The sequence below is a fragment of the Curtobacterium sp. MR_MD2014 genome (genome assembly GCF_000772085.1).
Classification (GTDB): Bacteria; Actinomycetota; Actinomycetes; order Actinomycetales; family Microbacteriaceae; genus Curtobacterium.
In genome coordinates, this window is the sequence record NZ_CP009755.1 from 2,290,472 (window position 1) to 2,304,864 (window position 14,393).

General features: G+C 70.9%; 14 protein-coding genes. 7 read left to right on the forward strand and 7 right to left on the reverse strand.

Annotated features, from left to right (window positions below; all coding sequences use genetic code 11):
• Positions 1–161 precede the first annotated feature (161 nt).
• From NI26_RS10515 to NI26_RS10540, 6 genes are all read left to right on the forward strand, one after another.
• The gene (locus NI26_RS10515; RefSeq protein WP_235426345.1) at positions 162–1,400 is read left to right on the forward strand and encodes a glycosyltransferase family 4 protein; all 1,239 of its coding nucleotides are present in this window, start codon (positions 162–164) and stop codon (positions 1,398–1,400) included.
• A gap of 78 nt (positions 1,401–1,478) precedes the next feature.
• Positions 1,479–1,928 (forward strand): succinate dehydrogenase, cytochrome b556 subunit, encoded by a 450-nt coding sequence (gene sdhC / locus NI26_RS10520; protein ID WP_081984941.1) that lies wholly within the window; start codon positions 1,479–1,481, stop codon positions 1,926–1,928.
• An 18-nt stretch (positions 1,929–1,946) separates the two neighbouring features.
• Positions 1,947–2,393 (forward strand): succinate dehydrogenase, hydrophobic membrane anchor protein, encoded by a 447-nt coding sequence (gene sdhD / locus NI26_RS10525; protein ID WP_066655106.1) that lies wholly within the window; start codon positions 1,947–1,949, stop codon positions 2,391–2,393.
• A 91-nt stretch (positions 2,394–2,484) separates the two neighbouring features.
• On the forward strand, positions 2,485–4,278 hold the full coding sequence (gene sdhA / locus NI26_RS10530; RefSeq protein ID WP_066655109.1) for a succinate dehydrogenase flavoprotein subunit: 1,794 nt from the start codon (positions 2,485–2,487) through the stop codon (positions 4,276–4,278).
• Entirely contained in the window at positions 4,278–5,051 is a 774-nt protein-coding gene (locus NI26_RS10535) for a succinate dehydrogenase iron-sulfur subunit (protein ID WP_066655113.1), read from the forward strand. The genes sdhA and NI26_RS10535 overlap by 1 nt, the downstream gene beginning before the upstream one ends.
• Positions 5,052–5,121: 70 nt before the next feature.
• Positions 5,122–5,766 carry a glycohydrolase toxin TNT-related protein gene (locus NI26_RS10540; RefSeq protein WP_066655114.1) on the forward strand — a complete coding sequence of 215 codons (645 nt, stop codon included), beginning with the start codon at positions 5,122–5,124 and terminating at the stop codon, positions 5,764–5,766.
• Positions 5,767–5,840: 74 nt separating this feature from the next.
• On the opposite strand, the gene NI26_RS10545 is transcribed toward NI26_RS10540, so the two are convergent.
• From NI26_RS10545 to ptsP, 7 genes are all read right to left on the reverse strand, one after another.
• On the reverse strand, positions 5,841–6,524 hold the full coding sequence (locus NI26_RS10545; RefSeq protein WP_066655115.1) for a DUF805 domain-containing protein: 684 nt from the start codon (positions 6,522–6,524) through the stop codon (positions 5,841–5,843).
• A complete protein-coding gene (locus NI26_RS10550; protein ID WP_081984944.1) occupies positions 6,521–7,135 on the reverse strand; it encodes a DUF805 domain-containing protein in 615 nt (204 codons plus the stop codon). The genes NI26_RS10545 and NI26_RS10550 overlap by 4 nt, the downstream gene beginning before the upstream one ends.
• Positions 7,136–7,199: 64 nt before the next feature.
• Positions 7,200–8,132, reverse strand: coding sequence for an NADP-dependent oxidoreductase (locus tag NI26_RS10555; protein WP_066655116.1), 933 nt, complete (start codon positions 8,130–8,132; stop codon positions 7,200–7,202).
• A 220-nt stretch (positions 8,133–8,352) separates the two neighbouring features.
• Entirely contained in the window at positions 8,353–9,507 is a 1,155-nt protein-coding gene (locus NI26_RS10560; protein ID WP_066655117.1) for a mannitol-1-phosphate 5-dehydrogenase, read from the reverse strand.
• Entirely contained in the window at positions 9,504–9,941 is a 438-nt protein-coding gene (locus tag NI26_RS17195; protein WP_022907882.1) for a PTS sugar transporter subunit IIA, read from the reverse strand. Before NI26_RS17195 ends, NI26_RS10560 begins: the two co-directional genes overlap by 4 nt.
• Before the next feature lie 75 nt (positions 9,942–10,016).
• Positions 10,017–11,573, reverse strand: coding sequence for a PTS mannitol transporter subunit IICB (locus NI26_RS10570; protein ID WP_066655119.1), 1,557 nt, complete (start codon positions 11,571–11,573; stop codon positions 10,017–10,019).
• 103 nt (positions 11,574–11,676) lie between these two features.
• A complete protein-coding gene (gene ptsP, locus NI26_RS10575) occupies positions 11,677–13,332 on the reverse strand; it encodes a phosphoenolpyruvate--protein phosphotransferase (RefSeq protein WP_081984946.1) in 1,656 nt (551 codons plus the stop codon).
• A 261-nt stretch (positions 13,333–13,593) separates the two neighbouring features.
• Here ptsP and NI26_RS10580 point away from each other — a divergent pair, with 261 nt between their 5' ends.
• Positions 13,594–14,364, forward strand: a complete 771-nt coding sequence (locus NI26_RS10580; RefSeq protein ID WP_058728882.1) for a DeoR/GlpR family DNA-binding transcription regulator — start codon at positions 13,594–13,596, stop codon at positions 14,362–14,364.
• Positions 14,365–14,393 lie beyond the last annotated feature (29 nt).

Below are 14,393 nucleotides of genomic sequence, written 5' to 3' on the forward strand. Positions count from 1 at the left end.
GCAGCGGCCGCTCGCACCGGGACGGGCCGCAGCCGACGGGACCACCGTGCCCCGCGCCTCCCGACCGGCTCGCAGCGCAGCGCGAGTTCACCGGCTGCGCGCCGCCCGTTCACCCGCACCGCCCCGGCCGGTCACGGCGCGCGCGGACCATGGACAGCACCATGAGCGCACGCAGCGTGGAGCGCGGCACGTCCCAGCGGACCGTCGCCGTCGTGACCGAGAGCTTCCTGCCCACCCTGAACGGCGTCACCACCAGCGTCCTGGCGGTCCTCGACCACCTGGAGCGCCGCGGCCACCGCGCGGTGGTGATCGCCCCGGACACCCCCGGTCTCGCTCGGTTCCGCTCGGGGACCCGGGTCGAGCGCTACCGGTCATTCGACGTGCACCGGGTGCCCGCCGTGGCATACCGGCAGTTCCCGGTCGCGCTCCCCCACCCCGTGCTCGACACGATCCTCGCCGCCTCCGGCGCCGACGTGCTGCACGCGGCGAGCCCGTTCCTGCTGGGCGGTCGCGCGATCACGGCCGCCGGGAGGCTCGGCATCCCCTCCGTCGCCGTCTTCCAGACCGACGTGGCCGGGTTCGCCCGCCGCAACGGGCTGACCGCGACCGTCCCGTTGGTCAGGAGGATCCTGGGCCGCATCCACGCGGGGGCGTCGCTGACGCTCGCCCCGTCCAGCGCGACCGCGGCGATGCTCGCCGAGGACGGCGTGCCCCGCGTCGCCCGCTGGGGCCGCGGTGTCGACACCGACCTGTTCCACCCGGACCGGCGACGCTCGGCGCACGTCCGTGTGGCGCGGCGGCGGATCGCACCGGGTGGCGAGACCATCGTCGGCTACGTCGGTCGACTCGCGCCCGAGAAGGAGGTCGAGCGGCTCGCCGAGCTCGGCGGCGTCCCGGGCATCCGGCTGGTCGTCGCCGGCGGCGGGCCGTCGCGTGCGTCCCTCGAGCGTCGGCTGCGACACCTCGACGTCACGTTCACGGGACCCCTGCGCGGCGACGCCCTGGCCGACGCCTACGCGATGCTCGACGTCTTCGTGCACACGGGTCCGGCCGAGACCTTCGGGCAGACCCTGCAGGAGGCCCACGCGAGTGGCCTGCCGGTCGTCGCGCCGGCATCGGGCGGCCCGATCGACCTCGTCGCGCCCGGCCTCGACGGCGAGCTGTACGACCCCGACGTGCCCCAGGCACTCCGTCACGCCGTGCTCGGGCTCGTGACGGACCCGGCGGCGGCCGCACGGATGGGCTCGGCCGGGCGTCTCCGGGTCGAGGGCACCACGTGGGAGGCCGTCGGCGACCAGCTCCTCGCACACCACGACACCGCCCGCACGATCGGGGCTCCGCCGACCCTGTCCCGGACCCTCCGTGTCGGGTGGGACGAGAGTGTCAGCGCACGCGCATAGGATGGGTCGTGTTCCACACGAACACGAACGGCAAGGGCTCGCCGATCGGACGAGCCCGTCCTATGGGAGGACTCGCTCATGGCCGAGCAGACCGCAGGCGGGACGACGATCGTCGAACCGAGAGTGACGATCGAGGCGCCCCGTGCGTCCCGGAAGCTCGAAGGAACGCTGTACCGCGGGTCCACGGGGATGTGGTCCTGGGTGCTGCACCGCATCACCGGTGTCGCGATCTACTTCTTCCTGCTCGTGCACATCCTCGACACCGCGCTGGTGCGCCTGTCCCCCGAGGCGTACAACGCCGTGATCGGCACCTACAAGACGCCGATCATGAACATCGGTGAGATCGCGCTCGTGATGGCGATCGTCTTCCACGCGCTGAACGGGCTGCGGATCATCCTGGTCGACTTCTGGTCGAAGGGGCCGAAGTACCAGCGCACCATGTTCTGGATCGTCCTGGTCGTGTGGGCCGTCCTGATCGCGGGCTTCCTGCCCCGTCAGCTCATGAACCTCGTCGCGGACTTCCAGTAGGCGAAGGGACCCACGGACATGACCACGCAGATCGTCGAGCCGCCTCGTTCGGCCGCAGCAGCCCGCCGCACCACCAACTGGGAGAAGTGGGGGTGGATCTACATGCGCGCCTCGGGCGTCCTGCTCGTCGTGCTGATCTTCGGCCACCTCTTCGTCAACATGGTCGCCGGCGAAGGCGTCAAGCAGATCGACTTCGCCTTCGTCGCCGGCAAGTGGGCGAACCCCTTCTGGCAGGTCTGGGACTCCCTGATGCTCGTCCTCGCCCTCGTGCACGGCTCGAACGGCATGCGGACGATCATCAACGACTACGTCGCGAAGCCCGGCATCCGGAAGACCCTGCTGCTCGCGGTGCTCATCGCGTGCGTCGCGCTGGTCGTGCTCGGCCTGCTCGTCTGCTGGACGTTCGACCCGTGCCCGGCCGGCGCCGCCGCTGCCGACCTGCCGTCGTTCTGCCCCGCGCAGTAGCAGCACGGCTCGGCCACGAGCACCGCGCCGTAGACCCACGCGCACGCCGCGACCACCCCGCCGGCGCGCTGACCCACCCCGAAAGGCCCCAGTGAGCGAGACCACCGTCCACCACCACCAGCACGACATCGTCATCATCGGCGCGGGCGGTGCCGGCATGCGTGCCGCCATCGAAGCCGGCCCGAAGGCGAAGACGGCCGTCATCTCGAAGCTCTACCCGACGCGCTCGCACACCGGTGCGGCCCAGGGCGGCATGGCTGCGGCCCTGGCCAACGTCGAGGAGGACTCGTGGGAGTGGCACACCTTCGACACGATCAAGGGCGGTGACTACCTGGTCGACCAGGACGCCGCCGAGATCCTGGCGAAGGAGGCGATCGACGCCGTCATCGACCTCGAGAACATGGGCCTGCCGTTCAACCGCACGCCCGAGGGCAAGATCGACCAGCGGCGCTTCGGTGGGCACACGCGTGACCACGGCAAGGCCCCCGTCCGCCGGGCCTGCTACGCGGCCGACCGCACGGGCCACATGATCCTGCAGACGCTGTTCCAGAACTGCGTCAAGCTCGGCGTGGAGTTCCACAACGAGTTCTACGCGCTGGACCTCGTCATGGTCGACGTCGTCGGCGACGACGGGGTCACCCGCCAGCAGCCCGCCGGCGTCGTCGCCTTCGAGCTCGCGACCGGTGAACTGCACGTCTTCCACGCCAAGGCCGTGATCTTCGCGACCGGCGGCTTCGGCAAGATGTACAAGACGACCTCGAACGCGCACACCCTGACCGGTGACGGCGTCGGCATCGTCTGGCGCCAGGGTCTGCCGCTCGAGGACATGGAGTTCTTCCAGTTCCACCCGACCGGCCTCGCCGGCCTCGGCATCCTGCTCACCGAGGGTGCCCGCGGCGAGGGCGCGATCCTCCGCAACGCCTCGGGCGAGCGCTTCATGGAGCGGTACGCCCCGACCATCAAGGACCTCGCGCCCCGCGACATCGTCGCCCGGTGCATGGTGCAGGAGGTCGCCGAGGGGCGCGGGGCCGGTCCGAACAAGGACTACGTCCTCCTCGACTGCACCCACCTCGGTGCCGAGGTGCTCGAGACGAAGCTGCCGGACATCACCGAGTTCGCCCGCACCTACCTCGGTGTCGACCCGGTCGTCGAGCCGGTGCCGGTCATGCCGACCGCGCACTACGCGATGGGCGGCATCCCGACGAACACCAACGCCGAGGTGCTCTACGACAACACCACGGTCGTGCCCGGCCTGTACGCCGCCGGCGAGTGCGCCTGCGTGTCCGTGCACGGCTCGAACCGCCTCGGCACCAACTCGCTGCTCGACATCAACGTCTTCGGCAAGCGCTCGGGCAACAACGCGGCCGAGTGGGTGCAGACCGCCGAGTTCCTCCCCCTGCCCGAGGACCCGGCCGCCGGCGTCCGCGGGATGCTCGACCAGCTCCGCGCCTCGACCGGGACCGAGCGCATCGCCGTCCTCCGCAAGGAGCTGCAGGACGAGATGGACAAGAACGCGCAGGTGTTCCGCACCGACGAGTCGCTCGGCAAGATGACCGAGACGATCCACCAGCTCCGCGAGCGGTACCTGAACATCGCCGTGCAGGACAAGGGCAAGCGCTTCAACACCGACCTGCTCGAGGCCGTCGAACTCGGGTTCCTGCTCGACCTGGCCGAGGTGGTCGTGTTCTCCGCGCGGAACCGCAAGGAGAGTCGAGGCGGCCACATGCGCGACGACTACCCGAAGCGCGACGACGAGAACTACATGCAGCACACCATGGCGTACCTGACGGGCGACCCGCACTCGTCACTCGCCGACGACCACATCACACTCGACTGGAAGCCCGTCGTCGTGACGCGGTACGAGCCGATGGAGAGGAAGTACTGATGACCGACACCCTGGTCTCCGACAGCCCGCGCACCGACACCGTGCAGAGCGCTCCTCCCGGATCGTTCCCCGTCACGATCATCGTCCGCCGGTTCGACCCGGACGTCGACGACGAGCCGCGCTGGCAGGACTTCGACGTGATGATGCTGCCGACGGACCGCATCCTCGACGCCCTGCACCAGATCAAGTGGGAGCAGGACGGCTCGCTCACGTTCCGGCGGTCCTGCGCGCACGGCGTGTGCGGCTCGGACGCGATGCGCATCAACGGGCGCAACCGGCTCGCGTGCAAGACCCTGATCAAGGACCTCGACGTGTCGAAGCCGATCTACGTCGAGGCGATCAAGGGCCTGCCGCTCGAGAAGGACCTGGTCGTGGACATGGAGCCGTTCTTCCAGTCCTACCGCGAGGTCCAGCCGTTCCTGCAGGCCTCGAGCAAGCCGGAAAAGGGCAAGGAGCGCGTGCAGTCCGTCGCCGACCGCGCCCGGTTCGACGACACCACGAAGTGCATCCTCTGCGCCGCGTGCACCTCGTCGTGCCCCGTGTTCTGGACCGACGGGCAGTACTTCGGCCCGGCGGCGATCGTCAACGCACACCGCTTCATCTTCGACTCGCGCGACGACTCGGCGAACGTGCGCCTCGACATCCTCAACGACAAGGAGGGCGTGTGGCGGTGCCGCACCACCTTCAACTGCACCGACGCCTGCCCGCGCGGCATCCAGGTGACGAAGGCGATCTCCGAGGTCAAGCAGGCGATCATGCGCGGCGGCGTGTGAGACGTCGACCCACCGGGGCCACGGCGGTGTCTCGGCGAACGGCATGGAAGCGGCCGGTAGGCTCGCGCCCATGACGTTCGCGGAGACCCGCCCCATCCTGGACCAGCTCGGCTACACGATCCGCTACGTGCAGCTCCCCGGTGAGACGCTCGGCGAGCCCCCGGTCGAGGGTGCACTCCGGGTCGTCCCGGCCGAGGCGCACGGCGACTTCGCGCTCGAGGTCGTCGACTACGGCACCGCTCGCCGACTCGCCACCGCGCGTGGTGAGGACGACGCCGTCGAGATGCTCCGCCGCTTCCTGAACCGCGCCTTCCCGGCACCGCGGGACATCCCCCGGCACGAGCTCGACGGGCTGCGTGACCGTGCTGCGTCGACGTACCCGCAGCTCGCACAGCAGGTCGGCCAGGCCGGTCCGCAGGGGCTCACCATCCAGATCCCGGCCGGCGTCCCCGTCGACCGGGTCGGCGGCCCCGACGGCTACCTGCTGCACCCGCTCGACACCCCGCTCCCCCAGCGGTCACTGCCGCCGCACGTCGCGGCGGCACCCGAGGTGCACCGCTACGTCGTCGACCGGCCCTTCATGGTCACGGTCACGTTCGTGCAACCCTGGTTCGACCAGCCGGGAGGCGCGCTCCGGTTCGCGACGGCCGACCCGTCCGTCACGGTGCGCGACCTCGTCGTGGACGGTTCGCTGGTCCGTCTCCGGGTGGTCTGAGCCGCCGCCCATCTCCCTGACGTGACGAAGCGGCCCACCCCTGCCGGGGGGGCCGCTTCGTCGTGTCCGGGTGCTCAGACCTGCGGGCCGGGTGCCTCCGGTCGGTCGTACTGCGCCCCGGCGGGGCTCGACTCCAGGCACCCGAAGACGATGCCGGCGACCCCAGCCGCGAAGGAGACCAGCCAGAAGGGGCCGGCGAGACCGGCGTCGTGCACGCGGCGCCAGCCGAGCGCGAGGGACGGGACGAACGTCGCGAGTCCCCACAGCCCGAGCAGCCCGGCGAACAGGAGCGCGACCGCCGGGAAGCCGCCGGTCGAGGTCGTGGTGCCGTACTCGTCCGTCGTGGTGGCCCCGGCCGCCCAGACGAGGATCGAGGCGATGTACGCGCTGAACAGGACCGTCACCACGATCGCGTTCGCCAGGTACCACCACCAGAACTCACTGCGGCTCGCGCGCCCGTCGAACCGGGCGTACTTCTTCCAGAACCGGACGAAGGCGTCGAGGAACCCGGCGCCGTACCAGGGCGCCCAGAGCGGCGGGGCGCCGCTGGCGTCCGTCGGGATCGGCGCCTGCTGCTGGTACTGCGGGTACGGCTGGCCGTACGGCTGCTGCTGCTGGGGGTAGGGCTGGCCGTACGGCTGCTGCTGGCCGTACGGCTGCTGCGGCTGCTGCGGCTGCTGCGGCTGCGGCTGCAGCTGCGGCTGCGGCTGCGGCTGCGGCTGCTCAGGGTTCCGGTCGTACTGCTCGCCGTTCGTCACCGCGATCCCTCCGGTCGGTCGAAGCGGGCGCCTGCGGGCTTGGAGTCGAGCAGGGTGAAGACGAGGAGCGCGATCCCGCCGAAGAACGGGACCAGGCCGAGGAAGAAGAACGGGCCCGCCAGGTTCGCGTCGTGCAGGCGTCGCCACGCCAGGGCGATCGAGGGCAGGACGATCACGAGCATCCACAGGGACCCCACGTACCCCATGATGAAGAACAGCGCGGACGGCTCGCTGACGACCGTCTCGACCCCGGACGGCGTCACGTACGTCTCACGGCCGGACTGCGCGAAGCCGATGCCCCAGATCGCGCCCAGCACGACGGAGATCGCGACGTTCCAGAGGTACACCCACCAGAACTCGCTGCGGCTCGCGCGCCCGTCGAAGCGGACGTACTTCCTCCAGTAGCGCGCGTACGCCTGGACGAAGCCGATGCCGTACCAGGGTGCCCAGAGCGGAGGGCGCCCGTCCGGTCCCACCGGCGCCGAACGCTCGAACAGCGCCTGGCCCTGCGGTCGGAACTGCGGCGGCTGGTCGTACTGCGTCTGCTGGTACTGCGGTGCCGACGGTGGGCCCGTCGGTCCCGGTCGATCGGACGGTCGTTGGTCGCTCACGTGATCCCCCTCGTGGTGTTCGGTCGTGCGACGTACCCGTCGAGTCAACCAGAACCGAGTGCGCTCACGGGATCAGTGCGAGCTTGCCGCCCGGGTGCTGCGACTCGAGCAGCTCCGCCGCGGCCTTCGCCTCGGCCAGCGGGAACGTCCGGGCCACCGGTACCTCGAGCTCCCCCGCCGCGGCGAGGTCGACCAGCCGCTGCCGCACGGAGTCCCGGAAGGCCTGGCTCTCCGGCTGCGCACCGCCCACCGCGGGGAAGCCGTCCTGCTGCGCGCGGCCGAAGGCCGCGATGGTCACGATACGGGAGCGGTCGGCGACGAGTGCCAGCGACACGTCGACCGCCTCGTCCGTCCCGACGCAGTCCAGCGCCACGTCGACACCGGAGGGTGCGAGGTCCCGGACGCGCGCCTCCAGGCCGTCACCGTACGCGACCCACTCGCCCCCGAAGCGGCGGACGGTCTCGGCGTTGCGTTCCGAGGCGGTGCCGATGACGCGTGTGCCGAGCTGGCGGAGGAGCTGCAGGACGGCGACCCCGACCGCACCGGAGGCGCCGTGCACCAGGACCGTGTCGCGCCCCTCGGCACGGGTGACGCGGATCATGTCGGCGGCGGTGGTCCCGGCGAGCAGCAGGTTCGCGGCCTGCGGGTGGTCGAGCGACGCGGGCTTGGCGAAGACGTCCGCGGCCGGGACGGTGATGCGCTCGGCCCAGCCGCCCTCGACCCGGAAGGCGAGGACCTCGTCGCCGACCGCTCCCCCGCCCGAGGCGATCTCGGTGCCGGGGCCGACCGCGCTGATCACGCCGGACACCTCGTACCCGACCGCGATCGGCAGGTCGGACCGGTCGCCCTGCCGGGTGTGCTTCGTGTCGGCGGGGTTCATGCCGGCGGCACGGACGTCGATCGTGACCTCGCCGGTGCCGGGGGCGGGCACCTCGACGTCGACGTACTCGAGGACCTCGCTGCCGCCGAACTCGGGGGCGACCCAGTGCTTCGTCATGGGGTGGACGCTACGCTCCGGGACCGGCCTGCCCTCAGGTCCGGGCGGCGCCGCAGCGTGACGGCGGCGTCTCGTCGAGACGCCGCCGGGTCGGCGAGACACGGTCGGATCCGGCGGCGTCTGGCGGGCAGCGCGGCGTCTCGCGGGCGGCGCGGTACCCGGACGCACGGGAGGCGCGGTGCCGGCCGGCACCGCGCCTCCAGAGCGTCGTGTCGTCGCGTCAGCCGCGCGCCGACCGCACCCGGTCGGTGAACGCCGCGTGCAGCGGGTGCTGCGCGTCGAGCCCGGTGATCTCCGTCGCCACGTCGGCGTCCGAGCGGTCCGAACGCAGCAGCTGCTGCAGCTCGACGCTCTGCTCGTCGTCGGCGACGTCGAAGCGCAGCGCGGCGCCCATCGCGTCGAGCAGCGCGGTCGGCTCGGTGCCGTCCTCGGCGAGGGCGGCCGCGGGCGAGACGAAGCGCTCGTCACGCGACAGCTTGCGGAGCGGCTGCCGACCGACGCGGGTGACCGTGTCGGGCAGGTGCGGGTTCTCGAAGCGGCCGATGATCGCCTGCACGTACGAGCGGTGCACCTCGGGGTCCAGCTCGTGACGACGCACCAGCAGGTCGCTCGTCTCGGCGAGCACCGACTCGAGCTCCGACCGCACGGCCGGGATCGCGATCGCGTCCGAGATCTTGTCGGCGCCGGCGAGGAAGCCGTGGTACGCGACCGTGGCGTGTCCGGTGTTCACCGTGAAGAGCTTGCGCTCGATCGACGCGGCGAGCCCGTCGACGTAGTGCGCACCGGGAATCTCCGGCTCGTGCCCGCCGAAGGGCGTGCGGTCGATGGCCCACTCGAAGTACGTCTCGACCGTGACGTCGAGGCCGGCGCCCTCGGGCTGGGCCGGGACGATCCGGTCGACGGCGGTGTTCGCGAACACGGCCTTGGCCAGGGCCTCGTCGCGCGACTCGGCCGGGAGCGCCTCGACGATGAACTCGCGCAGGCGGTCGGTCGCGTTGATCGCGTTCTCGCACGCCATGACGGCGAGGGGCGCGGCACCCGCGTCGCGCTGCTGGAGCGCCTTCGCGATGACCGGGGCGATGAACTTCAGGACGGTCGGCCCGACGGCGCAGGTCACGATGTCGGCGGCGGCGACCTCGGCGACCACGCCGGCCTCGTCCTGCGCGCTGTTCACGGCACGGAAGCCGGTGACCTCGTGGTCCTGTGCGCCCTGGCCGACCTCGTGCACGGTGTACGAGTCGGCGGCGGCGAGGGCGTCGATGAGCGGCGCGGCGACGTCCGCGAAGACGACCTCGTAGCCGGCTTCGTGGAGCAGGAGCCCGACGAAGCCGCGCCCGATGTTGCCGGCGCCGAAGTGGACGGCGGTCGCGGTCACTCGTTGACCTCGCCGAGGATCGACAGGATCGCGGCGGTGTCCGGCGCGTCGGTGAGCTTCTGGACCTCGTCCTCGTCCGAGAACACGATCGCGATCTTCGACAGGATGTCGAGGTGCTCGTTGTTCACGCCGGCGATGCCGACGACGAAGCGCACGGGGTTGCCGTCCCAGTCGATCGGGGTGGCGTAGCGGATGAACGACAGGGCCGAGGACTTGATGGCGTCCTTGGCGTCGTTCGTGCCGTGCGGGATGGCGAGGAAGTTCCCCATGTACGTCGAGACGCTCTTCTCACGCTCGAGCATCGCCGGGTAGTAGTCCGCCGTGACCGCGCCCGCAGCCTCGAGGATCTCGGCCGCCTCCTTCATCGCCTCCGACTTGGTCGGGGCGGTGTCCTCGGTGTGGATGCGGATCTGGCTCTCCTGCAGGACGGGCATCGGGGTTCTCCTTGTTCTCGACGGACGTGGTGGAGGGGACGGGTTCGCACCCGTCCCCTCCGATACTGCACTTCGTTACTGGTTCTTGAGCTGGTCGACGACCTGGTCGTACTGCGGCGCGTTCATGAAGTTGCCGACCGACACGTGCTGTGCGTTCGGGTTCTTCTGCTTCGCACGGTCGGTCAGTTCCTCCTGCGTGATGATCAGGTCCTCGGTGCCGTCGAGGTTGGCGATCGCCTTGTTGACGACCGTGACGCCCTCGATGCCCGCCTTCTTGACCTTGTTGCGCAGGACGCTGGCGCCCATGGCGCTCGAGCCCATGCCCGCATCGCAGGCGAACACGACGCTCTCGACCCGGGTCGCCGTCGCGGTGGACGCCGAACCGACGCCACCGAGCGCGGCCTCGGCCTCCTCGTCGTTGGCCGGCGCGTTGTTGCCGAGCAGGCCCGAGGTCGCGGCGTTGACGTCGCGGCCCTTGTTGGCCTGGAGCTTCGCCATCGCGGCACTCATGTCGCCACCGTTGTTCGCCAGGTCACGCTTGCGGCTGGCGAGCAGGAAGAACGAGGCCACCGCGAACGAGACCGCCGCGGACAGGATCACCGAGAGGATGACGCCGACGTAGCTGTCCTTCGCCGTGGCGGTGAGGACGGCGATGATCGAACCGGGCGAAGCCGGGGCGACCAGGCCGGACTGGAACGCGACGTTGGTCGCGACACCGGTCGCACCGCCGAGGATGACGGCGAGGAACAGGACCGGCTTCTGCAGCACGTACGGGAAGTAGATCTCGTGGATGCCGCCGAAGAACTGGATGAGGATCGCACCGGGAGCGGTCGAGCGGGCGATGCCGACACCGAAGAAGGTGAAGGCGAGCAGGATGCCGAGACCCGGGCCGGGGTTCGCCTCGAGCAGGAACAGGATGCTCTTGCCCGACTCCTGGACCTGCTGCGCACCGAGCTGGTCGAGCACGCCGTGGTTGATCGCGTTGTTCAGGAAGAAGACCTTGGCGGGCTCGATGATGACGCTGGCGAGCGGCAGGAGCGAGCTGTCGACCAGGAACTTCACCGCGGCACCGAGGCCCTCGGCGATGAGCTTGAACAGCGGCGCGAGCCAGAAGAAGCCGACGAGCGCGAGCACGAAGCCGAGGATGCCGGCCGCGTAGTTGTTCACGAGCATCTCGAAGCCGGGCTTGATCTTGCCGTCCCAGATCTTGTCGATCTGCTTGATGAGCCACGCGCCGAGCGGGCCGCAGATCATCGCGCCGAGGATCATGATCGTGCCGTTGGCGCCGATGATGACACCCATCGCCATGATCGAGCCGACGACGGCGCCGCGGGTCTCGTAGATCATCCGGCCGCCCTGGAAGGCGATCGCGAGCGGGATGAGGTAGGTCAGGATCGGGCCGACGAGACCGATGTTGGCCACGCCGTCGGTCTCACCGAAACCGCCGAGGACGCCCACGGGGGTCCACCCGGTCTCGATGAAGAACGCGGTGATGAGGCCCCACGCGATGAAGATCGCGATGTTCGGCATCACCATGCCGGAGAGGAACGTGCCGAACTTCTGGACGGCGACGCGTGCGCCGCCCCGCGACTTCGCGGGTGCGTCGGGCGCTGCAACGGACGACGTTGTCATGTGCCTGGCTTTCTGTGATGGGTGCTGCTGCGGTGTGAAGGGGTGCTGCGGTGGTGCTGGTGCTGCGGTGGTGCGGGTGCTGCGTGGGGTGGAGCTGGTCGGGTCAGACGGCGTGCGCGGCAGCCGCGGCGGACTTGGCCGCCGCCGCGGTGCTCGCGGCGAGTGCCGCCTTCGCCATCTCGCGGGCCTGCTCGAGCGAGTGCTTGCCGAGTTCGGCGCGCACGTCGGCCAGGGCCGCGGGGGTCATGGACAGGGTGGTGGCGCCGAGGCCGACGAGCACGACGGCGAGCAGCGGGTCGGCCGCGGCCTCGCCGCAGATGCCCACGGCCTTGCCCGCGTCGGCGCCGGCCGCACCGAGCTGTGCGACGAGGCGCAGCACGGCGGGGTGCCACGGGTCCTGGTAGGACGCGACGGTGCCGAGCATGCGGTCGGCGGCCATCGTGTACTGGGTCAGGTCGTTCGTGCCGATCGACACGAAGTCGGCGTTCGTGAAGACCTGCTCGGCCATGAGTGCGAGCGAGGGCACCTCGGCCATGACACCGGCGGTGCGGATGCCGAGCTCGCGGGCCAGGTCGACGAAGTACTCGGTCTCCTCGGCGTCGGCGACCATCGGTGCCATCACCCAGAGGTCGGCCTCGGTCGCCGCGTCGGCCTGGGCGAGCGCGGTGAGCTGGTCGCGGAGGACCTCCTCGTGGTTCCGCAGCGCGCGCAGTCCGCGACGGCCGAGCGCCGGGTTCTCCTCGTCCTTGTCGGTGAGGAAGGGCAGCGGCTTGTCGGCGCCGGCGTCGAGCGCGCGGACGACGACCTTCTTGCCGGGGAACGCCTCGAGCAGCTGGCGGTAGGACTCGGTCTGTTGCTCGACGGTCGGCGCCTTCGGCGAGTCGAGGAAGAGGAACTCGGTGCGGAAGAGCCCCACGCCCTCCGCACCGAGAGCAACGGCGCCGGCGGCGTCGGCGGGGCTGCCGAGGTTCGCGAGCAGCGGGACGGTGTGGCCGTCGGCGAGTGCACCGGCGGTCAGCGGTGCGGCGGCAGCGGCGAGGCGGTCCGCGATGCGCTGGTCGACGTCGGCCACGAGCTCGGTGGACGGGTCGGTGACGACGGTGTCGGCCGCGGCGTCCACGACGACGTGGGTGCCGTCGGACAGGTCATCGGCGCCGGTGACGCCGACGATCGCGGTGATGCCCTTGGCACGGGCGAGGATCGCGGTGTGGGAGGTCGGGCCGCCGTCACGGGTGACGAGGGCGAGCACCTTGTCGAGGTCGAGCAGCGCGGTGTCGGCCGGCGCCAGGTCACGGGCGACGAGGACGAAGGGGGTGTCCGACTCGGGGACGCCCGGGGCGGGGACACCGCGGAGCTTCGCGATGATGCGCTGCGCCACGTCGTCGAGGTCGGCCGCGCGCTCCCCCATGTAGCCGCCCATGCCGACGAGGAGGTCACGGAACTGGCCGAACGCCTCGAACACCGCACGCTCGGCGTTGGTGCCGCCGTCGATGCGGGCGTGCACGTCGTCGAGGAGCGTCGGGTCCTGCGCCATGAGCGCCTGCGCCTCGAGCACGGCCTGGGCGTCGCCGCCGGCGAGCTGTCCGCGCTTGTTGAGGTCCTCGGCCACGGCCGCGAGCGCCTCGGCGACGGCGTGCTTCGCGTCGTCCGCCGTGCCGGCCAGCGCGTCCTTCGAGGGTTCGCCGAGCGGGTCCGCCATGCGGAGCACGGGGCCGTGGGCCACGCCACGGCCGACGCCGGTGCCGAGCAGTTCGGACATTCGAGACTCCTTCATCTCCACGCGCTCACGGTGGGGGTGGTTCGTTCGGTGCGCAGCGACACGAACGGACCACGCCCGTGCGGCTTGGCAGCACACTACCCCGATCCGCGTTGACAAACAAACACATCCGGGGATAAAAATGCAGAAACAGATGCCCGTTTGCGTCTGGCGGACGAAGCGATCCGGACGGATCCGGCGCCGATCTGCCCGAGCATGCCCGTTCTGTTCCGAGCAGGCCGATCGACCGAGACGACGAGGTCCATGTACGCACCAGAGCGCCACCAGCGCATCGTCGAACGCGCGAGGTCGCAGGGACGGGTCGACGTGAAGGACCTCGCCGAGCTGCTCGAGGTCACGCCCGAGACCATCCGTCGTGACCTCACCAGCCTGGAGCGGCGTGGGCTCGTCCGTCGTGCACACGGTGGCGCGATCCCCGTCGAGCGGATCACCCTGCACCCGGGCGTCGGCGACCGCGGCGGCATCAACCAGGCCGAGAAGATGGTCATCGCCGAGGCGGCCCTCGCCGAGCTGCCGGAGAACGGCTCGGTGATGATCGACGCCGGGACCTCGACGATCTGCCTGGCCGAGATGCTCCCCACCGACCGCGGGCTCACCGTCGTGACCCACTCGCTGCCGGTCGCCATGGCCGTCGCGAACCGGTCCGGCATCGACCTGCACCTGCTCGGCGGCAACATCCGGAGCGACTCGCTCGCCGGCGTCGGCACCTGGACGCACCAGCTCATCGGCATGGTCAGCGTCGACGTCGCCTTCATCAGCATCAACGGCATCACGCCCGAGCGCGGGCTGACGACCCACAACATGGCCGAGGCCGCCGTGAAGAGCGCGATGATCAAGTCCGCCCGCAGGAGCATCCTGCTCGCGGACCACACCAAGTTCGGCCGCGAGGAGTTCGGCCGCGTCGCGCCGCTCGCCGCGATCGACACGATCATCACCGACCCCGGCGTGAACGCCGACCTCGTGCGCGAGGTCGAGGCCGCCGGCACCGAGGTCCTCTGGCCCGGTCGCGACTGACCGGCGCCGGTCCCCGGGACCGCCCACCA

Coding starts and splice junctions, on each gene's coding strand:
- NI26_RS10515 (WP_235426345.1), top strand. CDS start 162: ATGAGCGCACGCAGCGTGGAGCGCGGCACGTCCCAGCGGACCGTCGCC.
- sdhC (WP_081984941.1), top strand. CDS start 1,479: ATGGCCGAGCAGACCGCAGGCGGGACGACGATCGTCGAACCGAGAGTG.
- sdhD (WP_066655106.1), top strand. CDS start 1,947: ATGACCACGCAGATCGTCGAGCCGCCTCGTTCGGCCGCAGCAGCCCGC.
- NI26_RS10535 (WP_066655113.1), top strand. CDS start 4,278: ATGACCGACACCCTGGTCTCCGACAGCCCGCGCACCGACACCGTGCAG.
- NI26_RS10540 (WP_066655114.1), top strand. CDS start 5,122: ATGACGTTCGCGGAGACCCGCCCCATCCTGGACCAGCTCGGCTACACG.
- NI26_RS10555 (WP_066655116.1), bottom strand. CDS start 8,132: ATGACGAAGCACTGGGTCGCCCCCGAGTTCGGCGGCAGCGAGGTCCTC.
- NI26_RS17195 (WP_022907882.1), bottom strand. CDS start 9,941: ATGCCCGTCCTGCAGGAGAGCCAGATCCGCATCCACACCGAGGACACC.
- NI26_RS10570 (WP_066655119.1), bottom strand. CDS start 11,573: ATGACAACGTCGTCCGTTGCAGCGCCCGACGCACCCGCGAAGTCGCGG.
- ptsP (WP_081984946.1), bottom strand. CDS start 13,332: ATGTCCGAACTGCTCGGCACCGGCGTCGGCCGTGGCGTGGCCCACGGC.
- NI26_RS10580 (WP_058728882.1), top strand. CDS start 13,594: ATGTACGCACCAGAGCGCCACCAGCGCATCGTCGAACGCGCGAGGTCG.